The sequence below is a fragment of the Salibacter halophilus genome, assembly GCF_008806325.1.
GTDB lineage: Bacteria > Bacteroidota > Bacteroidia > Flavobacteriales_G > Salibacteraceae > Salibacter > Salibacter halophilus.
This window is the reverse complement of the sequence record NZ_WACR01000003.1, coordinates 208,283-233,187: the sequence shown is the minus strand read 5'-3', so window position 1 is coordinate 233,187 and position 24,905 is coordinate 208,283. Positions and strand designations below refer to the sequence as shown.

General features: G+C 41.1%; 18 protein-coding genes. 13 read left to right on the top strand and 5 right to left on the bottom strand.

The window, feature by feature from the left end; translation table 11 throughout:
• The first annotated feature begins 367 nt into the window (after positions 1–367).
• The 4 genes from F3059_RS04505 to F3059_RS04490 all read left to right on the top strand — a co-directional run bounded on the left by F3059_RS04505 (position 368) and on the right by F3059_RS04490 (position 3,297).
• Positions 368–850, top strand: a complete 483-nt coding sequence (locus F3059_RS04505; protein ID WP_151166910.1) for a hypothetical protein — start codon at positions 368–370, stop codon at positions 848–850.
• 119 nt (positions 851–969) lie between these two features.
• Positions 970–1,260 carry a hypothetical protein gene (locus F3059_RS04500; protein WP_151166909.1) on the top strand — a complete coding sequence of 97 codons (291 nt, stop codon included), beginning with the start codon at positions 970–972 and terminating at the stop codon, positions 1,258–1,260.
• A gap of 661 nt (positions 1,261–1,921) precedes the next feature.
• Complete coding sequence (locus F3059_RS04495) at positions 1,922–2,389, top strand: energy transducer TonB (protein WP_151166907.1); 468 nt, start codon at positions 1,922–1,924, stop codon at positions 2,387–2,389.
• Between the two features lie 167 nt (positions 2,390–2,556).
• Positions 2,557–3,297, top strand: a complete 741-nt coding sequence (locus F3059_RS04490; RefSeq protein WP_151166905.1) for a hypothetical protein — start codon at positions 2,557–2,559, stop codon at positions 3,295–3,297.
• A 230-nt stretch (positions 3,298–3,527) separates the two neighbouring features.
• Here the strand turns inward: F3059_RS04490 and F3059_RS04485 are convergent, their stop codons facing one another.
• Together F3059_RS04485 and F3059_RS04480 are read right to left on the bottom strand one after the other, a co-directional pair.
• On the bottom strand, positions 3,528–5,054 hold the full coding sequence (locus F3059_RS04485; RefSeq protein ID WP_151166904.1) for a sodium/proline symporter: 1,527 nt from the start codon (positions 5,052–5,054) through the stop codon (positions 3,528–3,530).
• 23 nt (positions 5,055–5,077) lie between these two features.
• A complete protein-coding gene (locus F3059_RS04480) occupies positions 5,078–6,466 on the bottom strand; it encodes a pyridoxal phosphate-dependent decarboxylase family protein (RefSeq protein WP_317132360.1) in 1,389 nt (462 codons plus the stop codon).
• Positions 6,467–6,614: 148 nt separating this feature from the next.
• On the opposite strand from F3059_RS04480, the gene F3059_RS04475 reads away from it, so the two are divergent.
• Positions 6,615–7,172 carry a cysteine dioxygenase gene (locus F3059_RS04475; RefSeq protein ID WP_151166902.1) on the top strand — a complete coding sequence of 186 codons (558 nt, stop codon included), beginning with the start codon at positions 6,615–6,617 and terminating at the stop codon, positions 7,170–7,172.
• 833 nt (positions 7,173–8,005) lie between these two features.
• Positions 8,006–8,842: an alpha/beta hydrolase family protein gene (locus F3059_RS04470; RefSeq protein WP_151166900.1), complete on the top strand. Its 837-nt coding sequence runs from the start codon at positions 8,006–8,008 to the stop codon at positions 8,840–8,842.
• A 272-nt stretch (positions 8,843–9,114) separates the two neighbouring features.
• Here the strand turns inward: F3059_RS04470 and tsaD are convergent, their stop codons facing one another.
• On the bottom strand, positions 9,115–10,140 hold the full coding sequence (gene tsaD, locus F3059_RS04465) for a tRNA (adenosine(37)-N6)-threonylcarbamoyltransferase complex transferase subunit TsaD (RefSeq protein ID WP_151166898.1): 1,026 nt from the start codon (positions 10,138–10,140) through the stop codon (positions 9,115–9,117).
• Between the two features lie 61 nt (positions 10,141–10,201).
• Here tsaD and F3059_RS04460 point away from each other — a divergent pair, with 61 nt between their 5' ends.
• The 4 genes from F3059_RS04460 to F3059_RS04445 all read left to right on the top strand — a co-directional run bounded on the left by F3059_RS04460 (position 10,202) and on the right by F3059_RS04445 (position 18,655).
• Positions 10,202–14,734, top strand: a complete 4,533-nt coding sequence (locus F3059_RS04460; protein WP_170265039.1) for a translocation/assembly module TamB domain-containing protein — start codon at positions 10,202–10,204, stop codon at positions 14,732–14,734.
• Positions 14,735–14,823: 89 nt separating this feature from the next.
• Positions 14,824–15,621 (top strand): SDR family oxidoreductase, encoded by a 798-nt coding sequence (locus F3059_RS04455; RefSeq protein WP_151166894.1) that lies wholly within the window; start codon positions 14,824–14,826, stop codon positions 15,619–15,621.
• The gene (locus F3059_RS04450) at positions 15,618–16,346 is read left to right on the top strand and encodes a hypothetical protein (protein WP_151166893.1); all 729 of its coding nucleotides are present in this window, start codon (positions 15,618–15,620) and stop codon (positions 16,344–16,346) included. The genes F3059_RS04455 and F3059_RS04450 overlap by 4 nt, the downstream gene beginning before the upstream one ends.
• Before the next feature lie 5 nt (positions 16,347–16,351).
• Complete coding sequence (locus tag F3059_RS04445; protein WP_151166891.1) at positions 16,352–18,655, top strand: transglycosylase domain-containing protein; 2,304 nt, start codon at positions 16,352–16,354, stop codon at positions 18,653–18,655.
• A 729-nt stretch (positions 18,656–19,384) separates the two neighbouring features.
• On the opposite strand, the gene F3059_RS04440 is transcribed toward F3059_RS04445, so the two are convergent.
• Positions 19,385–19,996, bottom strand: a complete 612-nt coding sequence (locus F3059_RS04440; RefSeq protein ID WP_151166889.1) for a DNA-3-methyladenine glycosylase — start codon at positions 19,994–19,996, stop codon at positions 19,385–19,387.
• Between the two features lie 47 nt (positions 19,997–20,043).
• On the opposite strand from F3059_RS04440, the gene F3059_RS04435 reads away from it, so the two are divergent.
• Positions 20,044–20,793, top strand: coding sequence for a hypothetical protein (locus F3059_RS04435; protein ID WP_151166887.1), 750 nt, complete (start codon positions 20,044–20,046; stop codon positions 20,791–20,793).
• An 8-nt stretch (positions 20,794–20,801) separates the two neighbouring features.
• Here the strand turns inward: F3059_RS04435 and F3059_RS04430 are convergent, their stop codons facing one another.
• Positions 20,802–21,344: a hypothetical protein gene (locus F3059_RS04430; protein ID WP_151166886.1), complete on the bottom strand. Its 543-nt coding sequence runs from the start codon at positions 21,342–21,344 to the stop codon at positions 20,802–20,804.
• A 264-nt stretch (positions 21,345–21,608) separates the two neighbouring features.
• Here F3059_RS04430 and F3059_RS04425 point away from each other — a divergent pair, with 264 nt between their 5' ends.
• Positions 21,609–23,561 (top strand): carboxy terminal-processing peptidase, encoded by a 1,953-nt coding sequence (locus F3059_RS04425; protein WP_170265037.1) that lies wholly within the window; start codon positions 21,609–21,611, stop codon positions 23,559–23,561.
• 4 nt (positions 23,562–23,565) lie between these two features.
• Positions 23,566–24,606: an LIC11966 family surface protein gene (locus tag F3059_RS04420; protein ID WP_151166882.1), complete on the top strand. Its 1,041-nt coding sequence runs from the start codon at positions 23,566–23,568 to the stop codon at positions 24,604–24,606.
• Positions 24,607–24,905: the final 299 nt, after the last annotated feature.

Here is a 24,905-nt window from a genome sequence, read left to right as displayed (position 1 = left end):
TTTTTGATGATCAAAATACGTGTAAAACACATCAAATGAGTCTTTTGTTAAATTAATTCACCTAAATACTTTATCTTTACTCATGATTTAAATGATTGTGAGAGAATAGTTCTGCAGTGCTATATTAAACTTAAAACAGGTTTCAGTTCCTTTATGTACTGAGAGTAGTCAGGTAGAAGAGGAGCGAGGATCATTATTTTTGCAGAGTGTAAAATTTTACTGGAATAGTGACCTTAATCTGCTCTCTAATTGAAACGATGTTTTTAAACTTTTTCATCAAACTAAACATGGTTATAGCTTTGACCTATAGGTGTTTACACTATTAAGATTTAAAACTCAAATATTTATATCACTTAAAATTTAAACTATGAAAACTAAAATGGTATTGCTGGGAGTATTTGTGCTCATTCTGCTAACAGCAGAAAAATGTAATGACTCTGCTGTTTCTGACAATTGTAAAAATGTACCACGATTAGACTGGCAAGTTGAAGAGAAGGGGTATGATAGTGAAACAGCTTTAAAACTAGTTGCTGAACTGCAAGCAGCGGCTAAAGCTGATGCAGAAGCAATTCAAGGAATGGATGAACTAGAAGCTGATGTTGATCTATCTTCTGAATTAGCTAAAACGATAAATAAAAATGTCAAGCAAAAGTCTAAAGTATCTCAGGATTTTTGGGAGCAAGATTTGACTTACAGACAGACCCTTTGCTTTTATGAAAGCATGGTTAATAATAAAAAGATTTCCGAAGAAGTTAAATCAAAGTACCATGAAGCCATTTTGGAAATGGGGAAAATAAGAACCGCTTACATGTTTGAGCAAAAAAAAAGAACTGGAAGTACCCAGAAATAGAAGTTACTGAAAATAACTACGGAAGTGTTAGGTTTCGAATATCTAATTTGTCAGAACTTAAGCTTTCAGTAGAGGATATTTATCTTCAATTGATGACTTGCACTAAAAATGAATTTGCCATGTCTGATGAAGGTACAATAAAGGAAAAGAGGATAAACCTGGGAAATATAAAATTTGATAATAATGTCCAAAGATTAGGCGATGATGATATCATTTACACCATCAAGGAGGAAAGGACAGCCTTTTTTAGATTTACATACGACACTCAAATAGTTGAAAAAGAAAAAAACAGCAACTGCAACGCAGTAAGTAGAGACATATTAAAACCACGTAAAGGAGATATTTATCTGCTTGTAAAACTTGTTAATCCTCAGGACGGGAAAAGTTTTGTAGTAAGGCGAAAGATATAAATAGTCGCGTTTCGAAGCGGAACCCAATCCGGATTTTTGTAATCAGACAGCTAATACCAAATAGTTACTAATTACCATAACAACATAGCTAGTTGAGCAAGAAACAAAGCGCGGAGCACACAATCCGACTGCGGTTTTCGGAACTTCAGTGGAGAAAAATCGCCTCTGATGAGACTTGACTTTTACGTCCTTTGTGTCAAGTTGAGAGTTTACTCGAAATCCCGCTTAAAACAGCGGGAACAAAGGGCTATGAAATAACACTCCAATTAATAAACACACGTTAAAATCACGCGGTAGAGCAGGATTGGCACTTTGTTTAACCCAACCAAAAGCCAACCCACACTCTCAACACATTCCCCGTAAACACCTTTCATTTCTAAACCTTAAACACTAAACTTTTTAAACTTTAAACTCTCTACATCCAGCTCACAATTGCCAGGAGGGAGGCCAGTCTTTACATTGCAATTCCCTAATCCCTGCTCCAAAAGAGCTTATATTCATCAGTTAATAAAACATATTAAAGGGAGATGTTGGTAGTTACGTGATAATTTAGTAATTATGAAGGAAGAAATTACAACAACAAAAAGTCAACTTAAAACCATTTATGAGGAGTAATATTACTTTTTGTAAACTTACTAGGTAGTTGGCACACATTAAGAATATGAGAATCCTTACACTTTTAGCAATGCTATTATCATTGTCTGTTACAGGACAAGAAATATTTACACAAGGCGACTATGACGCCTGTAGACCAGATAGTATTTTCAAAAACTCTCCGTTTTTTAAAGAAAAAGGAGTCGCACCTAAGTATACAAACAGTAAGACTATACAAGACTACTTCAGAGACAAAATTGGGAAAATCAAAACGGACAATAGAAAAATAGTATTCAAGTTCGTCCTGACTTGTGAAGGTGAGATTACAGATGCTTGGGTATTTAAGTCAACTGGTAACGAAACAATGGACCAGCAGTTTATTGATGAGATAAAAAATTTCAACTTTTGGACACCTGCGACTTTTGACAGTCGACAAGTTGATTTCGAGTTGACCCTTTTAGGAGCAATAAAGAAGAAAAAGATTTATCTCGGAAGTCAAATGAATACACCCAAAGAGTTTTTTGAAGTAAACTGAAAATAAAAAACGTGTGCCAACAGCACCTAAGAAAACATGGGGCAGGTAGTGGTAAACAGCCAGGTTCGTTCTTCGTGGCTAAATTTATAAAGAAAGGGAGGTTAATCACTTCGAAAGTTCCAAGTTTCTTAGCTGCGAAACGTTGTGCATAATTAGAAAGATTGAAGATGGCAAAAAAGACTAATGAAAAGACTAATTGGAAAACAAGTGATAAAAGATTCGTAGCGTTTTTGGATATCTTGGGATTTAAAGATATGGTTATGAGAAAATCACATGAGAATATTTATGAAACTTTGAACCATATTTCAAAGGGAAAAAAACTTGTTGAAAAAGCGCCCGAGCATGATACTATTTCTGATAAGTACAAGGATGCAGAAGTATACGTTGTTAGCTTTTCTGACTCAATTGTCATTTTTTCTAAAAATGACAGTTTCGATAATTTAAGATATTTTCTTTTGTCAACTCGATGGATTTTCACAACAGCATTTAACAATCAGATACCACTTAAGGGTGCAATTGCACATGGTGAGGTTAGTTTAAATAAATCTGAACAAATTTATTTTGGACAACCTATTATTGATGCATATTTAATGGAAGAAGATGTTAACTACATGGGTATTGTAGCACATAATAGTATAGATAGCTATTTATCAAAGATTGCAGACGAAAAGGAGTTAAAGATACTTGAAAAGATGTTATTCGAGGATAAAACCACTTTAAAATGTGGAAGTATAACTCACACAAATATAAATTGGTTTAAAATAGTGAGACCTGAGGGTAAAGATATTCCAGAAGTAAAAGATATAAAAGAGAAAATCAATTTATTCAAACAATCATCATCAGGAACGGCTAGAAAATATGTTGACAATACTCTCATAATGTTTGAAAAAATAGAAAATGAATTATAAAAAATAATCCAGCTAAGCGACAGCTATAAGTGATTATTTTTTTTAGCCTACTTCTGAAAATTCGCAAGTATTTCAAAAGAGTTCTAAATTAATTGAAATAAAGCATAAACGTGTAACACGTTTGAAAAATCGTTAGATACTTTGGTAGTAGTTTTTTTTTATAAATTTTTATTTCATATTAAACCAAGTTCAACCCCACGTCTTAAACTCTAAAGTAATTCACAAAAAACCTACCCAACACCCTCCTTAGGATGATCCGGGATGATCTCCGTTTCAATCGGTTTGCTGGGGAAGAGCTTGGTGACGATGAAGCCGGCTATGAAAGCCGTTACAAAGGATGGCGCCATCACGTCAATCGCTTCAAAATACTTCCCGATGCCGTCCAGGTTCTGAACGTAAAACTTGAAAAACGGAACTGATGCAAAACCCGTAATCATGGAGGCTATGGCTCCGCGCTCGGTGTAAGCTTTCCAAAACAGCGACAGAATCATAACGGGACAAAAAGTCGCGGCAATGCCCGACCAACCAAAAATGCTGAACCAAAAGACGGTTCGGGTAGGGGATATCAGCGCTACGGAAATTGCGACTCCCAGTGCCAGTAAAGCCATTCCGAGCGTTACTAGTCTCGACATCGTACCCAAATCCTTTTGATCGAGATCGGGGCGGAAAATCTGTTGGTAAAAATCGCGGGTAATCGCGCTCGATGCCACAACCAGCAGCGAGTCAATCGTTGACATAATCGCAGAGAGGATAATCGCCACGTAAATGGCCGTAATCACGAGCGGAAACGCATCGCTCACCATCATCGTGAGCACATCTTCACCGGAATTTCCCAGAATCGCCTCGGGATCCTGACCGGCCTCCGTAAAGAGGTAGCGTCCCAAAATACCAATCGTCACAGCCGCAGCATCAGTGAGGAGCGTAAAAACCACGGCAACCCAGCGTCCCTGGTTGATCTCCTTGATATTCCTGACCGAGATAAACCGCACGTAAACCTGAGGAGAACCCAAAAATCCCAGTCCGATCATGGCAAAACCGATCATCGTGGAAATGTTCATCCACATATCATCTGATGTGCCCCACATACTGGTCAGAGCCGGATCTATGTTGTTGAGTCCACCGATGATGTTTTCGGAGTGATCGATCGTGAAGTACGCGACAATCGGCAGGGCCATGAGACCGAGGAACATCATGATGCCCTGGAAGAGATCTGACCAAACAACGGCTACAAAACCGCCTACAAAAATGTAAGTGAGAACGATGAGGAACCCGATGATGGCTCCGGTGAAATAGTCAAAGCCCAAAAAATCCTCAAAGGCTTTTCCGGTAATATCGATTTGGGCACTCACGTAAATGATCACGAAAATCGCCAGTGCCGAGGAGCTGATCACCCGCAGCATGTGGGTTTTGGTCTTGAAGTGACTCTCGAAATAATCGGGAATGGTGATGGAGTTGTATTTATCCGTCAGCCGCTTGAAAGGCTTGGCCATGAAAAACCACGAAATGGCCACACCCAGCAATTCACCAATGACGACCCAGTAAGCGCTGAATCCGGCTATGGCGCCCATCCCGGTAACACCCAGGAGCAACCAACCCGATTCGCCCGTTGCACGTGCCGAGAATGCGACTGCCCAGTAACCGATTTTTTTGCCGCCCACGTAAAAGTCGTCCAGACCTTTGATGCGTTTTGAGGCCACAAAACCGATTAAGAATAGGATGCCAACGTAAATTCCCAGTACAACGAGCTTCGTAATCATAAAAAGAGTTTAGGGTTTAAAAATTAGTCTGCTTTTACTTCGTCCTCCGATTTTAGATGTTCGTTTGCAAATGCTTCTAAACTATCAAAGAAGTCCAAAACATCCTGTTTCGAGATGCTGGAGTTGATGGTCACCAGGCGGACAAACTGTTCGTCTTCGTATTGTCCGTAACCCACCATCAGCTCGGCATTTTTGTACAGCTTGCTGCAGAGTACATCGGCCGGAATATCCTTGTAATTGAAGCAAACACTGATGGACTCATCAAAACTATAGAGCTTGTAATCACTGTTATCGCGAACGTAATCGCGCGCAACTTGCGCAAGCTCAAACTGGTGATCTACCAATTCTCCCAATCCGCTCGTGCCAACGGCTTTCCACAGCGTCCAAAATTTGAGCGCGTCATTCCTGCGACCGCATTGCAGTGAGATCTTCCCCAGGTTGTAATCGTCACCATCTGTTTGGTAGAGGTAATCGGCATCGTTTGAGAAACTGTCGTAGAGATACTTTTTGTCCTTCACCACGATAATCGAGCAGGAGAGAGGCACAGCCAACATCTTGTGGGCGTTGAGCGTGAACGAGTCAGCATTTTGTGCGCCTTTCACCAGGTGGCGGTAATTCTCACTGAAAATGACAGATCCGCAATACGCACCGTCAACGTGCGACCACATGTTGTGTTCCTCGCAAATTTCGTTGATCTCATCAATCGGATCAAAAGCTCCCAGTACAGTCGTTCCCGCTGTGGCAATCACCATAAACGGGTGACAACCATCGGCTTTATCCGCTTCGATCAGATCCTTTAGTTTAGCTGTGTCCATCCGGCCGCGATCGTCTGTTGGGACATAGCGCACCTGGTTCCGACCGATACCCATAAAAGCAGCATTCTTGGGAATGGAATAGTGCGATTCCTGAGAGGTGTAAAGTGTCATTTTTTGCGAAACCCCGTCATTTTTGATGGATTCGTTGAATTTATCGCGGGCCATGAGCATTCCCATGAAGTTGGTCATGGAGCCACCCGGAGCAATGGTGCCGTCAGCAGTTTTGGGGTAACCAACGAGGTCGCGCACTTTGTGCATGATCTCTTTTTCCACGCCAACCATAGGTCCGGCTACTTTGTACGTGTACATGGAGTTGTTGAGCATTACGGCCAACAAATCGCCCAGTACTGCTTTGCCTTTGCGGCCGCCAAAAAGCTGATTGAAAAATTGATTGGTTGCAGTGCGCGGAGTATTGAGGACAATCTCCTTGAGCGCATTTTGGAATTTATCCTGATCAGTAGGTTGATCTTCGAGCTCTAAATCGAGCGTTTCAAATAGTTTTGAGGGATCGATGGGTTCAGCTACAGGTTCTTCTTTCTCTTTCTCTAACAGTTTGTTCGTGATCTCATTAAAGAGCTCTAAATCTTCTTTCAGCATATTAAAATAACGTAGTTTGAATTCAATTTTGAAGCTCGAAGATAAGTATTGTGAGGAAATGAGATAACCCGAGGGGCAAAGTGCCCGTTTTAACGAATAATTAGGTTTTTGTACCTTTGGTCAGAACCGAAAATAAGGAAAACACTGTATGTCTAACAAAATAACATCGATAGAAGAGTTAGTTGAAATATTGCCGAGTTGTAAGGGAAATGATTTTGTAGAATTAGCAGAACGTATTGATATACCACTATCAGACTACGAAAAATACGCCAGTTGGTGTGCTGAAAAATACACGCGTAATTGCATCGACCGCACCGATGATTACGAATTGCTTCTCCTTTGCTGGGATGAAGGACAGGACACACCAATCCACGGACACGGAGGCGAAGAGTGCTGGGTATTGATGGTTGACGGTCACCTCAAGGAAATTCGCATCAAGGAAGACGACTCTGGAAATCTATACGATGATCGCACAGTTGACATGAAAGTGGGCGATATTTCTTACATGCACGATGACATGGGTTATCATAGCCTGCACAACATACACAACGGTCGCTCCATGACCCTTCACCTGTACATGAACCCAATCGACAGGTGCCTCGTGTATGATGACGAAAAAGAAAAGTTTGAGATGAAAGACATGCACTACGACACGATTGAAGGCGAAAAAGCTGAAGAGTGCAGCGTTGAGCTTGAAATGGCGTAGGGGGGCTATTTATTATTTGTAGTCCTTTTGTGTCAAGACAAAGTGAAATGAAAGCAGCATTTCTTATCCTCGTTTCACTCGTATATTCTCGTGCTTTTACCTTGATGCAAAAGCACAGAAAAGATCAAGGCTGACGGCAACTTCGCTCGAATTTCTAGCAGTCGATCGCTATTTTTACTGAACTCGCAAACGCCTTTAGCGAATTTTTCTTGACGAAAAATCCGAAGGCTGAGCTCAGGCAAAGCAAAAATGTACGCTCACTCTGCTGAAATTCTACGCGTCAGTTCCCGAGGCCGAAAACGCTCGCAAAATCACATCGGGAGTAGTCTGGATTACGTTCTCGGCTCAGGTTTATAGAGAATAAATAAACAAGCGATTCTACATCAAACAATTAATCAAGAAACTCAATTCGTAGGATCGCGTCTCATCAGTCAGCGATATGTAGCGGATGTGCGTAGTCGCGTTCCGAAGCGGAACCCTTTATGATCTTCCACAAAAGAAAGACTATCACAATAAACACTAATCTTTATCCTCAACTTAGCTAGTTCAGCGAGGAACAAAGCGCGGAGCACACAATCCGACTACGGTTTTCGTAGTGAAGACGGAGAAAAATCGCCTCTGATGAGACTTGATTTTAGGTCCTTTGTATCAAGACAAAGGACAAAAGAACAAAGAACAATAATCTATGATGTCATTATACTCACTGAGCAATATGATGATAATAATATTTGAAGCTGTGTAGAATTGAGATTTAAGAGAAAGAGAGTTATTTTTGAATTTGAGTAAAAAATGCATTTATTAACTCACTATATCAAGTTGAATTTTAACCTATCATGACAAAAAAAGAATTTTCACTTCCAGGAGCTGAAGGTCGGCCGTTTGCTGTGGATTTGCGGTTCGATCCGAATAAAGAAAATCAACCTGTAATCATTTTCCTTCATGGCTTTAAAGGCTTTAAAGACTGGGGACATTTCAATCTGCTCGCTGATGCTTTTGCCGATAAAGGCTTTGCTTATTTGAAATTCAACTTTTCACATAACGGTACCAGTGTTGAAAATCCGACAGACTTTGTCGGTTTGGATGCTTTTGGTCACAACACGTTTGAAAAGGAGCTTTCAGACTTACAAACGGTGTTGAGTTACATCGAGGACAGTGATCAGCTTCCTGAAAATATCGACAGAAACAAAATCTACCTGTTGGCTCACAGCAGAGGCGGAGCCATTGCCATCATTACAGCTGCTCAGGATAACCGCGTAAAGAAAGTGGCGACAATGTCGAGCATCAGTGACCTTGAAAAACGCTTCTCCGAAAAACAGTTCAGCGACTTTGAAGAGAAAGGTTTAACGGAAATCCCCAATTCGCGCACGAATCAAATCATGCCGCTTCACCGCGATCTGATCGATGAATACCGCAAAAAGAACGAGAAGCTCAATATCCTGAAAAATGCATCTAAGCTGAATGTTCCACAACTGATCATTCATGCAGGAAGCGATGAAACAGTTGGAGTAGATGAAGCAAAGGACATTCAAAATGCTAATCCGCAAGCTGAGCTCGAAATTATTGAAGGAGCTTCACACGTTTACGGTGGAAAACACCCGTGGGACAAAGAAACTTTGCCTGAACATTCTAATCGAGTAGTGGAGTTAGCGACTGCGTTTTTTGGAGAATAAAACTCTTGAAAACCTTAATGACGCTTAATTTCTTAATGGTTTATGGTTTTCAAAACATTAAGTCATTAAGGTTCATGAAGTGTCCTAAGGTTAAAACTCCCTCATACCAAGACTTCGCTCGGTATCCGGGTATTTCGTAAAGAACCTACACTTACTCACAAACTTCCAAACCCACAAACCACCAAACTCCCAACTCTTAGTAAATCTTGTACTTTGACCACAGTCAAAGACTAGATGAACTTAGATCCACGCACTTGCTGCGGGACTCAGCCTCACATCTTCATCCTCGCCTTTGGAGGTCGGTACTGACCGTCATAATTCTTTTCTAAAAAACTGTAATAGGCCGTGATGCCTATCATTGCAGCGTTGTCGGTACAATAGGCAAAGGGCGGAATAAACGTGTTCCAGTTATTTTTTTTGCCCAGTTCTGTTAGTGATTCGCGCAGTTCAGAATTGGCTGATACGCCACCCGCCAGGGCAATATCTTTAATCCCGTGTTTTTTAGCGGCTCTTTCCAGTTTTTGCAGAAGTGCTTTGATGATTGCTTTTTGCACTCCGGCCGCGATGTGTGCCTTGTTTTTGGCTACGAAGTCAGGATCTGATTGTGAACCTTTTTGCAATTTGTAGAGCACATTCGTTTTCAACCCGCTAAAGCTGAATTCAAAATCGGGCATGTCAGCAACGGGAAAACGAAACTTATCAGGATCGCCTTCTTTGGCCAATTGGTCTATAACCGGACCACCGGGGTAGGGAAGTCCCATCAGTTTGGCTACTTTGTCAAAAGCCTCTCCGGCAGCGTCATCCTTTGTTTCTCCCAAGACTTCCATCTCAAAATAATCCTTCACCAAAACGATTTGCGTGTGTCCGCCAGAAACAGTCAGGCACAAAAACGGGAATTCCGGTGTTTGTCTCGACTTCTCAAGGTTCTGAATGAAATGAGCGAGAATGTGCGCACGCATGTGATTCACCTCGATTACAGGCTTTTTGAGGGCGAGTGATAAACCGTTTGTGAAAGACCCGCCAACGAGCAAAGAGCCCATCAATCCTGGTCCGCGCGTGTAACCGATAGCCGATAGCTGACTCAGTTCAACTCCGGCTTGGTTCAATGCCTGGTCCACAACCGGAATGATGTGTTTTTGGTGAGCACGGGAAGCCAATTCCGGGACAACGCCACCGTAAGCTTCGTGCACTTTTTGCCCCGCGACAACGTTGCTCATTTCCACACCGTCAACAATCACTGCTGCAGAGGTATCGTCACATGACGATTCAATTCCCAAAATTACTACTTGTTCACCCATTTATGGTACTTTTGCGCGTCCCCCAATTATGGTGAGAAACAACTTGAAAGTCGGCAAAAATATGAAAAGAGCGTTGAAATGGCTCACAGGCTTAATCGGCTTGCTGGTGCTTTTTCTTGTGGTGCTCTATGTTTTGCTGATCACGCCTCCCGGTCAAACTTTCGTCACGCAAAAGATCGCTTCTTACGCCAAATCCAATTATGGTATTGATCTATCGGTCAGAGCCGTGGATATCAGCTTTTTCGATCACGTTATACTCGAAGGTGTACAGGTAAATGACGACCAAAACGATACTTTACTTTATGCGGGATCTCTCGATGTGGGCGTTTGGGATTTGAGTTTCAAAAAGACTCAAAATGCACTCAATATTCGGTATTTTCAGGCAGATAGTTTGCGATTCTATTTAACACAGCAAGAAGGAGATACGACTACCAACCTCAATCATTTGTTGAATAAGTTACCACAGTCAGAACCGGATACAACATCCGGCAAGCCTTTCACCTTTACTGCAGGTGAAATCCACGTCACAAACTCCCAGTTCAAATACAGAGATTTCAATGTACTACGATCAGATTCAGGAATAGACTGGAGTCACTTAAATCTCTCAAAACTCAACTTATCAGTAATCGATTTCAGTCTTGACGGAGATACGATTTTAGGAGATATACAAAACCTCCAACTAGCCGATTGGTCGGGATTTGAGGTTGAGCGATTTGCCGGGAATGCTCATTTTTCTCCTAAAAAAACCGAAGTAGAGGACCTGGCAATCAAAACGCCTAATTCTGATCTCAATTTCGACTTACTCTTTTCGTACAATGATCTTGCGGCTTACAGCGACTTTATCAATTCCGTTAAAATGACGGGAGATTTTGCACCGTCAACACTGAACTTTGCTGATATCGCCTATTTTGCTCCAACATTGACAGGCTGGCGAGATACAATTCGCTTATCGGGAAAAGTGAGAGGTAAAGTGAGCAACCTCAAGGCTGATGATATGGATATCCGCTTTGGTAAATCGAGTCACTTGCTGGGTGATATCAACATGAACGGCTTACCGGATTTTGAAAACACTTTCATGATGGTGGATCTCAAGCAGCTTTCCACCAATCGATCAGATTTGCAAACGATTTCAATTCCTCCCTACGGATCTGACCAAAAACTTCAGGTACCGGCTGAAATTGGCAGAATGGGGAATATGCAGTTTACCGGGAATTTCACTGGTTTTGTGAGTGATTTTGTAGCGAACGGAAAGCTCAAAACGCGCTTAGGTATACTGGAAACTGATATCAAGCTCGCGCAGAATGAAAATGAGGTTTTTACTTACAGCGGTGAATTGATCTCAAAAAAGTTTGACCTGGGCAGGTTGGTGGATGCAAAGCAAACTGTAGGGAAAATCTCGCTCGTTGCCGATGTCAAAGGAAAAGAATTCGATCCCGAAAAACTCGATGCTGAGCTAGATGGAAATATTCAGGAAGTGGAGTTCATGGGGTATAACTACAATGATATTCTGCTGGGAGGTAGATTCACTAATAAAATGTTTCGCGGTAATTTCTCAGTCAACGACACAAACCTGGCAATGGAGTTCAGAGGGCTTATTTCAATGCGCGATACTACAGAAATCAGAGCTGAAGCCCGCATCATCAAGGCTTATCCCGTTAGGTTGAACTGGATGGAAAAAGACTCGTCATTCTTCGTGAGTGGAGCCGTTAATGCCAACTTCAAAGGAAACTCGATCGATGATGTACTCGGTAAAGTTGTGGTTGATTCTGTTACAGTTGCCGAAAAAGAGAAAATGGCCACACTCAAGCAAATCGAGTTCTCGGCACGTACAAATGCGAGCGGAAAAACACTTCGTTTATCATCAGAAAACTTAGACGCCAAAGTCAACGGACAGTTCAACTTTGCTGAACTCCCCGATGCACTGAATTATATGTTCTACGAAGTAATGCCATCGGCTTATTCAGAACCGGTGGAACGACCAGAAGAGGACGAGCAATTCGAGCTTACGGTTGAGTTGAGCGAGTTTTCTAAATTCTCTAAAATCCTTGTTCCACAGATTACCGTTATGGACTCGTTTTACTTTGGATCGAATTTCGATTTGAATAACAAGCTGTTGAACTTCGATCTCAAAACCGGATTTCTGGAAATATCCGGACTCGGCATTCAGCCTGTATCTGCAACTTACCGACAAACCTCTAATGAAGTAAACTTCGACCTTTCATCACGTAAAATTGCTTTTTCTGATAGTGCCTGGGCTAAAAACTTCAAGATTAGTGCAAACGCTCAAAAAGATTCGGCAATTGTATCGGTTGACTGGAATAATGAGCAAGAGGATAAGAACTATAAAGGTGATCTCAATTTACAGGGTAATGTTGTGGGACCTAAAGAATTGAAGGTCGTTTTTGAAAACTCTTATTTTACTTTGGCTGATACACTTTGGAAAGTACCTGAGAACAGTTTTGTCAGAATCGATCACGATACTGTTGTCATTAAGGACTTCAAGTTCTATCACGAGAGTCAGGGGTTGAGCTTAAATGGTAGAATTTCTCCAAATCCAAAGGACTCAATTGTGTTGGAAGGCGATAGAATCGACCTAAGATTATTTAATCTTTTACTCGCTCCGTATTCTATTGAGTTGGGAGGGGAGCTGAATGGAGAAGTAAGCGCAAATGATCTTTACGAAACACCTATGATCTACGGTGATATGACCATTGATGAGTTGTTTATCAATGACGTTGGCCTTGGAGATGCTTCTCTCGTTTCGCGCTACAGATCTGGAAATAACGATATTGAGATAGATGCCGGATTCGAGAAGAAAGGTACGCACCTTATGGATCTGACCGGGTTTATTTATCCGCAAAAAAGCGACAGTGCTATTGATCTCAACTTGAGCTTGAAGTCATTACCGGTAAGCTTCACCGAACCGTTCCTGGACGATTTCATCACTGATCTTTCTGGGTCATTGTCTGGAAATGTGAATATTTCGGGAAAAACGAGTGCCCCAAAAATGAGTGGTGGTTTGACGCTCAAGGATTTCTCATCTCAGGTTGATTACCTCAATACCACATACTCGATTGAAAAAGGAGAGTTTTTCATCGATGACGGCATTTTTGGAGCCGACTTACTCAAAATCAAGGATGAAGAAGGGAGAGTGGCTCAGTCCAATATTTCCATCATTCACAACAATTTCAGTAATTTCAATTACGACATTTGGATTACCACTCCTGAAGGCTTTAAGGTTCTCAACACGAAAGAGGAAGATAACGAGTTATTCTACGGAACAGCCAACCTGAACAAGGGAAGCAGTGTTACTCTGGAAACGCGCTCAAGAGGAAATATTCAGCTCACTGTAAATGCCGGAACAGGTGATAATACCGCTATTTTCCTTCCACTTACTGGGAGCGAAAGTGTGAACGAGAGCGATTACGTGACATTCATCGATCGTGATAGTCAGCGCGTTGAAGTGAATCCGGTCAAGGAAGCCAATATCAAGCAGGGATTTATACTGGATATAGACCTCGATGTAAGTGAGAATGCCATGGTTCAGCTAATTTTTGATAAATCTGTAGGCGATTTGATCGAGGCGCGCGGTGAGGGGAATATTTCGATTGATATCGATGAATACGGAAACTTCGAAATATTCGGAACCTATGAGATCAACAAAGGTAGTTACCTCTTTACGCTCAAGGATCTGATCAATAAACGCTTTACAATTAAACCGGGTAGCTTCATATCCTGGAATGGCGACCCGATGAAAGGACAGGCAAACATTACAGCTGTTTATTCGCTCAGAACCAATCTGTACGATCTGAATTTACCTGTCACTGCTGATACGAATGAGCTCAAGCGTAGAGTTCCGGTCGATTTGTTGTTGAACATGACTGGAGACTACACCAATCCTGATTTGACATTTGATTTTGACTTGCCCGAAAAATATGCTGATATAGAAAGCATATTGTCTAATATGGAGACAGGTGACAAAAACAAACAGGTATTTTCACTGCTCATTCTCAACAAGTTTGTCGCTTACGGTTCAGGCGGTCCCGGAGGCGGAACAAACAATGCTCTTGGGAAAAACTCATTTGAACTGTTGAGTAATCAGTTGAGTAACTGGCTGTCACAAATCAGTGATGAGTTTGATATTGGTGTGAATTACAGGCCGGGAGATCAAATATCAAGTGAAGAAGTGGAAGTCGCACTATCTACTCAGTTGCTGAATGATCGAGTTGTGCTGGAAACGAACGTGGGTGTACAGGGTGATAATCCGAGCACAAATCGGGATGGTTCACAAATTATTGGAGACTTTTTGCTCGAATATAAAATCAGTGAAGACGGAAGTGTGAGGAGTAAAGTGTTCAACAGATCAAACACTTACAATCCCGCTTATGAGAATCAGGCGCCTTATACGCAGGGTGTTGGTATCTCCTATCAGGAAGATTTTGCTACCTGGGAACATCTGGTTTGCCAAATCAGACGTAGGTTTATGAGTGAAGAGGAAAAGAAAAAGCTGGATTGTGATGATTATGTAAGGCAGAAAGCGAGATTGCGGAAGGAAAAAAATAAAGCCGCGGAAGAGGAAAATGAAGAAGAGTAGCATTTAAATCTCTGTTTCCAGTCTCATCTTTGTTCACATTAACAAAAGTTGAGAAAATAGGATAATTGAAAAAACTATTTTTGTCAGGAATGAAAAAGCGAATTGCGATACTTGGATGTGGTTGGTTAGGATTACCGCTTGCTGAAAAACTCATAGCCGAAGGATATGATATCAACGGATCAACGACAACTACCGTCAAGCAAAAACTTTTGCGTCAAAAAGGAGTAAAGCCTTTTTTAATCAATACTGAAAGCCTCGATGAAGGAGCTTTTCTTGAATTTCTGCAGGCTGATATTCTCATTATCGCTATGACACCGCAAAGTAAAAAGCGGTACAGAAAACTGATTGAAGTAATAGAACAATCTCCTGTCAAACAAATCTTATTTGTGAGTTCAACAGCCGTTTATCCGGTAAATAATGATGTCGTTCACGAAAAAGATGCAGCATACATGAAAAGTGTCCACTCAGGCAGAGTGATGCTCGAGCTGGAAGAACTGTTTACGAAGAACGATAACTTTGAAACTACTGTAATCCGCTTTTGCGGGTTGTTTGGTCCGGCCAGAATCCCCGGACGTTTCATGGCAGGTTTCCGCGATCTAAAAGGCGGTGACAATCCTGTAAACATGATTCACCTCGATGATTGCATTCAAATCCTATGGCGCATTATTGATCGAGACATTTGGGGTGATGTTTTCAACGCTTGCAGTGATCATCATCCGTCTCGCAAAGAGTTTTATAAGATGGCTGCAACATCAGCCGGACTCGTTCCTCCTCAATTCTCCAATAGAGATGAGCCCGATAAATTCAGAGTCGTTTCTTCTGATAAACTCAAAGAAAAACTCGATTACACGTTTATTCACCCAAATCCTCTCAAAGCCCTTAAATGAAGTTTCTCTCACTCATATCAATGCTCTTTTTGGTCGGATCCACACTGGCTCAAAAGTCACCGGAGATCAAGGTGAAAGGGCAGGTAATTGGAGAAGGAGGAGAGACCGCATTCGCTACATTATTTGTTGTCAACAAAAGAACTAGAGTTGGAAACTTTGCTGAACCAAATGGTTCTTTTCAAATCAAGATCAGAAAAAACGATACGCTTTTAATAGGGGCATCAGGATACAAAACATTCAAATTGAGTTTTGCAGATTCTACTTATCGCGATGTTTACGATGTCACTGTTCACCTCAATAAGCTGAGCGTGCAACTCAAAGAGGTAGAGGTATTTGCTAAGCGTGACTTAGCGGAAATCTACAAGGATATTGAAAAACTGGGTTACGATGAAAAAGAGTATAAAGTAACTGGAATCAACGCTCTTGAAAGTCCCATTACGGCTCTATATGCATCGCTTAGTAGGAGAGAACGAAAGAAACGAGAAGCTTACAGACTCATCAACGAAGACAAAAAACGAAAGCTTCTCAAAGAGCTTTTTCAGCAATACGTTGACCACGATATCATTCAACTCAAAGAGGATGAGTTTTACGAGTTCATCAATTTTTGTAACGTGAGCGAGGAGTTCATGCAAAAATCCACACAATATGAATTCATCCAGTACGTAAAGATGAAATACCGACTTTACAAAGAAGTCACTAAGTACGATGATTACGAGCGTTACTAAAACTTATGAAGCACCTCATTAAAGCTTTTTTCACCCTATTATTCTCAGCAGTTTTCTTGCTCTTTTTATTTCTCGGACTGGTTTACATTGGCGCTTTTGGGCCAATTCCCACGAATGATGATTTGAAAGATATCAAAAACGAGCAGGCTACTCGCGTTTATTCCACTGATGGCGTTTTGATCGGTAAATATTTCGCTCAGAACCGAACGAACGTCAAGTTTGATCAATTACCCGATGGTTTGGTAAACGCATTGATCGCTACTGAAGATGCCCGATTTTATGAGCATAAAGGAGTAGATGGCATTGCTTTACTCCGCGTTCTCGTCAAGTCGATCATCATGGGAGACAGGAGCTCAGGTGGTGGAAGTACGATAACACAACAACTGGCTAAGAATCTTTTTGGTCGGAATAATTATGGTCCGCTCACTTTACCGGTCAACAAGAGTAAAGAGATTATTCTCGCTAACAGGCTGGAAGAGATTTACTCGAAAGAAGAAATCATTGAACTCTACTTCAATACAGTCCCATTTGGTGAGAACACTTACGGAGTGGAGTCTGCCGCTTTGCGGTATTTCAGCAAGCCGGTTTCGGATCTGAACATTAGTGAATCTGCTGTACTGGTGGGAATGTTGAAAGCCAACACGTACTACAATCCGCATCTCAATCCTCAAAACGCTAAAGAAAGGCGCAATGTAGTGCTCGCCTTGATGGAAAAGCACGGATACATTGAAAAGAGTGAGAAAGAGAACCTCCAGGAATCGAGATTGAAGACGCGCTATACAAATCTGAATACTGAAAACCCTACCGGTTATTTTCTAAATGTGGTCAGATCCAAAGCTCAAAAAATCCTGAAAGAGTTGGTAAAACCTGATGGTAGTAAATACAGCCTGGAAAAGGACGGACTCATCGTGAAAACCACGCTGAATAATACTTTGCAGCAGAGTGCGATTGAAGCCAGAGATGCTCACATGACAGAGCTTCAGGCTATTTTTGACAAACAGTGGAATCAGTTGATCAAAGAAAGTGCTGTCAAAAGACTAGTTCAAAAAGAAATACAAGAGACGAAGCGTTATAAGATGTTTCTCGAACAGGGCTTAGATCCCAGTGCAATTATGGATTCACTGCAAATTGAACGGAAGATGAAGGTCTTTGATTGGCCCAAGGTTGAAGTGAAATCCTTTTCGGCTATCGATTCTGTTGAGCACTATCTCAAAATGTTGCAGGCAGGAATGTATGCTATTGAGCCCAAAACCGGGCGCACACTCGTTTACGTTGGTGGAAATCACAACCGATATTTGCCCTATGATTTGGTGACGAGTAAGCACCAGGCTGCTTCAACATTTAAGCCGTTTTTGTACGCTGCAGCCCTCAATGAAGGACACAATCCTTGCGAGTGGATAGAGAATGAAGAAAAAACGTATGAGAATTACGATAATTGGACGCCTCAGAATTACGACAAATCTGTTGGTGGCTATTACTCGATGAAAGGCGCACTGGCAAAATCAGTGAATATTCCGGCTGTCAATACGTATTTCGCGATCGGGCACGAGCCGGTTGAATCGCTGGTAGAAGAAATGGGGTTTTCATCTGACCTACCTCAAAATCCATCAGTTGCTTTAGGGACTGTTCCGGTTAGTTTGAAAGAAATGGTTCGCGGTTACAGTGCTTTTACAACGCGTGGTGAAATTCCAGAACCTATTGTCATCGAGTCGATTGAAACAGCCGATGGTAAGGAACTCTACAATTCAGGAAAATCACCGATGAAAAAGGTTCTGACCTCACGGAATGCCGATCTCATGAAGCATATGCTCAAAACAGTTGTGGACAGCGGAACTGCAACTTCGCTCAAAACGCGATTTGGCGCACAGGGAGACTGGGCCGGAAAAACAGGAACTGCTCAAAACTATTCTGATGCCTGGTTTGTAGGATTCAATTCCAATATTGTCGTTGGAGCGTGGGTAGGTACTCGATACCCGGTTATCCACTTTACGAATAGTGTTGGATCGGGATCTGCTGCTGCGCTTCCGTTAGTGGGCGGAATGATTCACCGTGTTCAGCAAAAAGGTAATAAAGACCGCTATAGTGACGATACTTTTCCGGCTCTGACCGATAGCTTGAGAACGATGATGGATTGTCCGTTTTACAGGGATGAAAAGGGACTGGAAAAAATCCTCGATATTTTTGATCGCCAGAAATCGAAAATGGAAATTGAGACTGAGAGTAGTGTAGAGGAGAAGGAGGAAAAAGAAGAGGAGAAAAAAGGCTTTTTCAAACGCCTGTTTGACAAAGTGAAAGGGAAAAAGGATTGATAAAACAGTTTTAGTTGTTGATCATTTTGAAACATTGGTTACTAGTTAAAGCAGAGGCGAAGTCGATTAACACCGCTACCATGCGATTGTAATAATCTCAATTCTCAAATTCCACAGTGTATCACAGAGTTGTTCTCAGTGTTTCACGGAGTTCTTGAAGCTAAGATGTAACTGAAAAATAGTGCCGTTAGGCACGACATACATCTATCTCCGGGTGATAACCCGGAGACATGGTGTACAAACAAGCCTTTGAGTGCCGTAGGTACGGTTCACGTTTTACTTGTTTGATGTTTTATTACTGTTCTGTGGTCCGTGCTTACAGCACTCGTTGGAAGTCCTCATCCATTTTACTCTGGGCTGAAGCCCAGAGTAAGATTTAGTTCGTGCCTACGGCACTTGGCCTTTTTCCCAAGAGCTGACAGGTCTACACGACACTTAGCTCCTTTAACCACTTAAGAATTCAATAATACCAAAATCAACATTAGAATGCTCTCAACTTCGGCCTTGACCTTGACTACTGACACTTTCGGTCAGTACTTTCAGCTTGACCTTGACCTAAGATTGCGATGCATCGCAATCCTACAATTTGAACAACGTAATCGGACATCCGAAACATTGTTAGAACGCTCCTCGGCCTTGACCTCAAGACTTAGACGAAATTAGATCTACTGACGCTCAGGTCAGCACAAAGCTCGTGACGAAAGGAACGGGACTTACCCCCTTAAATTCCTAAATCTTCGCGACATAATCCTTCCCGATGAAAGGATTTCCCTTCACACGAAAACGCCAGTTTCTAAGCGCATCTTCACCGGCATAGTCAACACCTACGCGGTGAGATTCAATTATTTCTTTCTCGTTGATGTCAACTCCGTGGTCTTCAATAAAAATATCATTGTCAACGAGATCCAAACCGTAATGATCGAGCGATATATCCATCGCCTTAGAAACTTTTCCCGGTCCGTCACTCACCATTCTTTTGAGAGTAGATTGGTTTCTGCGTTTCAAAACAGCATCGATGCCTTCAATAGGCTCAACGGCTCTGACCAGCACAGCATCAGCTAAATCTTTTTCATTGGTCACGATATTGAAGAGTGTGTGAATTCCGTAGCACAAATACGTGTAGACTTTCCCGCCCGTATCGTACATCACCTCAGTTCGCGGTGTGCGTTTTTGAAAAGAGTGAGCAGCCCTGTCATTGCGGCCACAATAAGCTTCTGTTTCTACGATTTTAGCCTTTGTGATAATACCGTTGACCTTTGTCACCAGCACTTTTCCCAATAAATCCCGGCTTATTTCTACCACATCATTTCGCGTGTAAAATTCTCTTTTAAGCTTGTTCATGCTTGCCTGGTGTGACTTATTTTATCAATTTAGAGCAAAATTACTGCATGTTTAAATACTTACTAATCCTTTTGTTTCCGGCAGTTGCTTTTGGGCAATACGTTCCCGAGGATGACATCAATACCGATGTTGCCTTTGAGCAGCCCTTTTATCTTTCGGTCAGAGCCGGAGTTTCAGTTCCCGTAGAGGATTACGGTAGGTCGAGCGTGTCAGATTCTGATCCGGGATTTGCTCAAACGGGCTATTATATTACCGGTCAGTTCGAGACCTACTGGAAAAACGGATTGGGATTATTTGCCGGAGTACGATACAATCAGAACCCTTTCAACGAAAGCGATTTTGGAAAAGCGGTTTTATCGGTCAATCCGGGCTTTGAATTGTTGAGTTCACAGTCAGATCCGATTCGCGACATCATGGGCGAAGCCGGAATTGCTGTGCGCAACAGGCTCAGTCCCGATCTGTTTTTTGTGTCCAGTGTTGGAGTGGGAGTTTTTCAAAACACGTATCCCGGTCAACGAGTAAGACTTGAGAATCAGCAGGCAGAGTATATCGTGCAAAGCAGCGAGTCGCAGGCGAGTAGTGAATACTGGACAGCCGGATTTGACTTGCATTACGAAATGTCAAAATCAGTTATGTTGGTTTTAAACACAGCTTATGTGAGTGGAAATGCAGAACACGAGGAAGTTCCTCAAAGGACGACTGAAGTCGCAACCGGCAGACAAGCAACTACCCGTTACGATATCGAAAACAAACTCCGCCTTTTCACGGGCGGAGTGGGGATTATGTTTTTGTTTTAACGAAGAGTTTAATCCTCTAGCTGATCGATTTGCTGTTGGAGCATATCGTTGATCATTTTCTTTTCCTGAGCAGATAAGTTTTGTTTTTGACCATTGTTTTGAGCGTGTTCTTTCAAATACTCGTAGAGGTCCTTTTTCTTGATCTCGTAAGCGATAAACACCGTGTACTCCTGCTCGTTGAAGTATTTCTCCTCACCGATTTTTCTGATTTCGCCAATCTTCGTGTTGACAACAGCGCGCGTTAAACTCTGAAATTTTCCGGTGATTTCATTTTTGTCTTCGTAATCTGTTTGAACGAAGTAGTCATCAGCGATTTCTTTAATCTGCGTTTCTACCTGTCCGGCCAGTGAAGCTCTCGCCTGAACATCTGCCTTTTTCATTGCTATTTGCTCGTCCCTACTTTGAGCCTTTCCAACAGCTCTGAAAAATCGGCTGTTGCTCTCGTAGCGGTTTCCTGAAAAAGGATCTTTTAATTTTGAACCGTATGGTGACTTACACGACCAGGCAAATACCAAAAGTGCTGATAAAATGAATAGAGTAGTACGTTTCATGATCTTGAGTTTTGCGTAAAGATAACACAAACTGTACCACAATTAAATCTCATAAATCGTACTCATTGATCTAAACAACTTGTAAGTTTTTAATATATTAGCCTGCAAGTTTTGATTTCAAACCTGCCCAAATACAAAACCTTTTATCTCTCGAAGTTAGCTGCGGCAAATTATCTGTTGATCGCTGCTCTTTCTTGCCTGTCACAACTGGCTCCAAAAAACAGCTATTCTGATGCGGGATCAATCTGTTTTAGAGCACAGGAAATGATCAAGACAATTCAGCGTCATCATTACAATGCTCGTGAAATAGACAGATCATTCTCTTCCTTTGTATTTGATCAGACCCTCGATTTACTAGACCCTAACCACATCTTTCTTACTGAGGGAGATGTTCAATCCTTAGAAAAGTATCGCTACGATTTAAAGTCGAGCATTGATAATAATAATTGTGAATTTATCGATGAGCTTTCTGATGTATTATCTAAGAGACTCGTATCAGCTGAAATATTTTATTCAGATCATTTGACTGGTAAATTTAATTACCGGGAGGAAGACAAGTTTGTTTTTTATCAGAGAGTTAATGGCTCTGACCGTGAAAAACACTTGAAAAATTGGATAAAGTATGAAGTTTTAAACTCAGCTCATAAATTAATAGAAGATGGAGCGGATGTGGATAGCGTATTGTCTGCTGTTCAGAAACAAATCATCCAGCGCGATATCTGTCAGATCCAATCAGTTACCAAAAGTAGTAAAGGAGTAGATGAATATGTGGGCGTGAAGTTTCTAAAAGCATTAGCAGAAGGGTTTGATCCTCACTCAACTTATTTTACTCCTTACCAGGAAAATGAAATGAGGAAGAGCCTCTCGCAAAAATCTGAATCATATGGGTTTCAACTTTCAGAAAATGAAAAGGGTGAAATTGAGATTTATGCTTTGATTCCCGGCAGTCCTGCATGGAAAAGCAATATATTGAACGAAGGAGATGTTTTGCTATCCATAACAGAACCTGATGGTAAAAAAACGACTGTAAACTGTAATACTTATAATGAAGTTGTACAGATATTGACTTTTTTGACAGCAGATCAGGTTACAGGGTTTGAGTTTCGTAAGAAAACAGGCGAGATTGTTTTAGTTGAGTTAAATAAAGCTGAGATCAGTAATATCGATAATTCGATTAAGAGCTTTATAATAGATAGTTTGAATTCGGTCGGGTACATTAATATTCCGTCTTTTTATGTTGATAGCTATTCAACTACAAGAGGAGGCTGTGCTGATGATTTGGCAAGAGAGTTGATAAAATTAAAGAGACAGGGAATTGAAGGCCTTATCGTTGATGTGAGAAATAATGGAGGAGGCGACATGAGGGAGGCGATAAATCTGGCTGGAATATTCGTCAACTTTGGTGCGTTGAGCATTTTAGATGCAAATGGATTTGAACCTTCTACTCTTAAAGATCCAAATAGAGGATCTATTTACAGAGGTCCCTTAGTTATCATGACAAACAAAGCGAGCGCATCAGCCTCAGAGCTATTAGCTGCTGCTATGCAAGATTATAATAGGGGGCTTGTGGTAGGTTCACCTACGTACGGAAAGTCTACTAGCCAAATTATCGTTCCCCTTGATGCCTATAAGTCTGATTTTGAAAATATTGATGCTGAGAGTAAGTCTGATCTGGGGTATGTAAAGTTAACGAACGGTAAATTTTACCGCGTTGATGGGGAAAGCCATCAGCTTGAAGGTGTTTTACCCGATATCTATTTACCGTCACCATTTGACAGTTTGAGTTATGGGGAGCGGTACAGTCCAACTGCACTTGCCAATACATCAATTGATAAAAAGACCTATTATCGACCAAGACAAAAACTACCAATTGAAGAGTTGAAAGAACAAAGCCGTCAACGTGTAACAAAAGACGAAAACTTCAAGTCGCTCAAAGAGTTGAATAATGCTTTTCAAGAATGGTATAACCGTGATTATGTACCTGTCTCTTTGAGCAGTTATTCAAACTACATAAAACAGAACCCCTCAAGTGAATATGATAAGGCCTCAACAGCTCATAATAACAGACTACTGGTAAAAAATCCTGATTACCTCAGTGGACTATCTTCTAAAGATAATGATGGGGTAATCAACAAGAACACTATCGACCGGATTAAAAGCGATCCTTATATCAAAGAAACATACTTTATAATCAATGATTTAATTAATAATAACTGACACTATGAAAAATCTTTTTTTAACACTGGGACTGGTTACGAGTATTCTTTTTCTTAATTCTCAAAAAGCTACTGCACAGCATACTGAGCAGGCGTTGGAGTATCTTTCTACAATGAATGAAACATTGGAGGAGATGCAGGGAGAAACATGGAGGTATCTAAAGGCTGTGACAAGAGGTAAAAATGCACGAAAAGTTGAAAGAAAACGTGAAAAATTGATTGAGGAAATCAAAGCTGTAAAGGAAGAAGTAAGTGATATGGACTCCTTTATGGGAGATGCTGAGTACAAAAAAGCCACTATTGAGTATTTAGATCTCACTTACACGGTATTCAGAGAGGACTACGATAAGATTCTGGATATGGAAGATATTGCTGAGCAATCCTATGATTTGATGGAAGCTTATCTTTTAGCTAAAGAAAAGGCTGATCAAAAGCTCAATGATGCTTTTAAAATTACTAAAAAAGCACAGGAAAAATTTGCTGAAAAACACAATATTAATCTTGTAGAATCTGAAGGGGATAGGAGATCTCAAAAAATTGAAAAAGCGAGTAAAGCCGTTGAATATTACAACGATGTTTACCTCATTTTCTTCAAAGTATTCAAACAGGAGGCTTATGTTTTGGATGCTGTAAATAAGCAAGATGTCAATGCGATTGAGCAGAACAACTCTTCACTTGCAGGCATGGCAGATCAGGGAATAGCTGAAGTAAATGAACTAGATGATTACGATGGTGACGGCAGACTTAAAAATGCAGCAGTGAAAGCTTTGGAGTTTTACAAGAAAGAGTCTGAAAATGAATTTCGTAAAATGGTTGATTTCTACATTGCTAAAGACAATATGGAGCGAATCAAGCAGTCTCTTGAGTCTAAAAAGAAACGTGACAGAACACAGGAAGATATCGATAAATACAATGAAGCAATAAACAAATACAACAAAGCAGCTAATGAATTCAACTCATTAAATGATTCTGCTAATAAAGGGCGTTCAGCTGCATTAGAAAACTGGAATAAATCAATTGAGGATTTCTTTAAAGAACACGCTTAATAAAGCATTCAGGACCTAACAGGTTTACCAAAACCTGTTAGGTCCTGAATGCTATTTAATAAATATTAAAGTACCTGGAACTTTCTCGGCCTTGACTCCCTGTACTTAGCTAAAAATCAAACTTCCAAATCTTAGTGAATCTTGCTCTTTGACCACAGTCAAAGACTAGATGAACTTAGACCCTCGTGACGCAAGGAACGGGGTCTTAGACATTATATTTGACGCAAGTCAAAGACTAGATAAACTTAGATCCTCGCCCCGCAAGGGACGGGACCCTTAACAACTTAAGAGTTCAATAT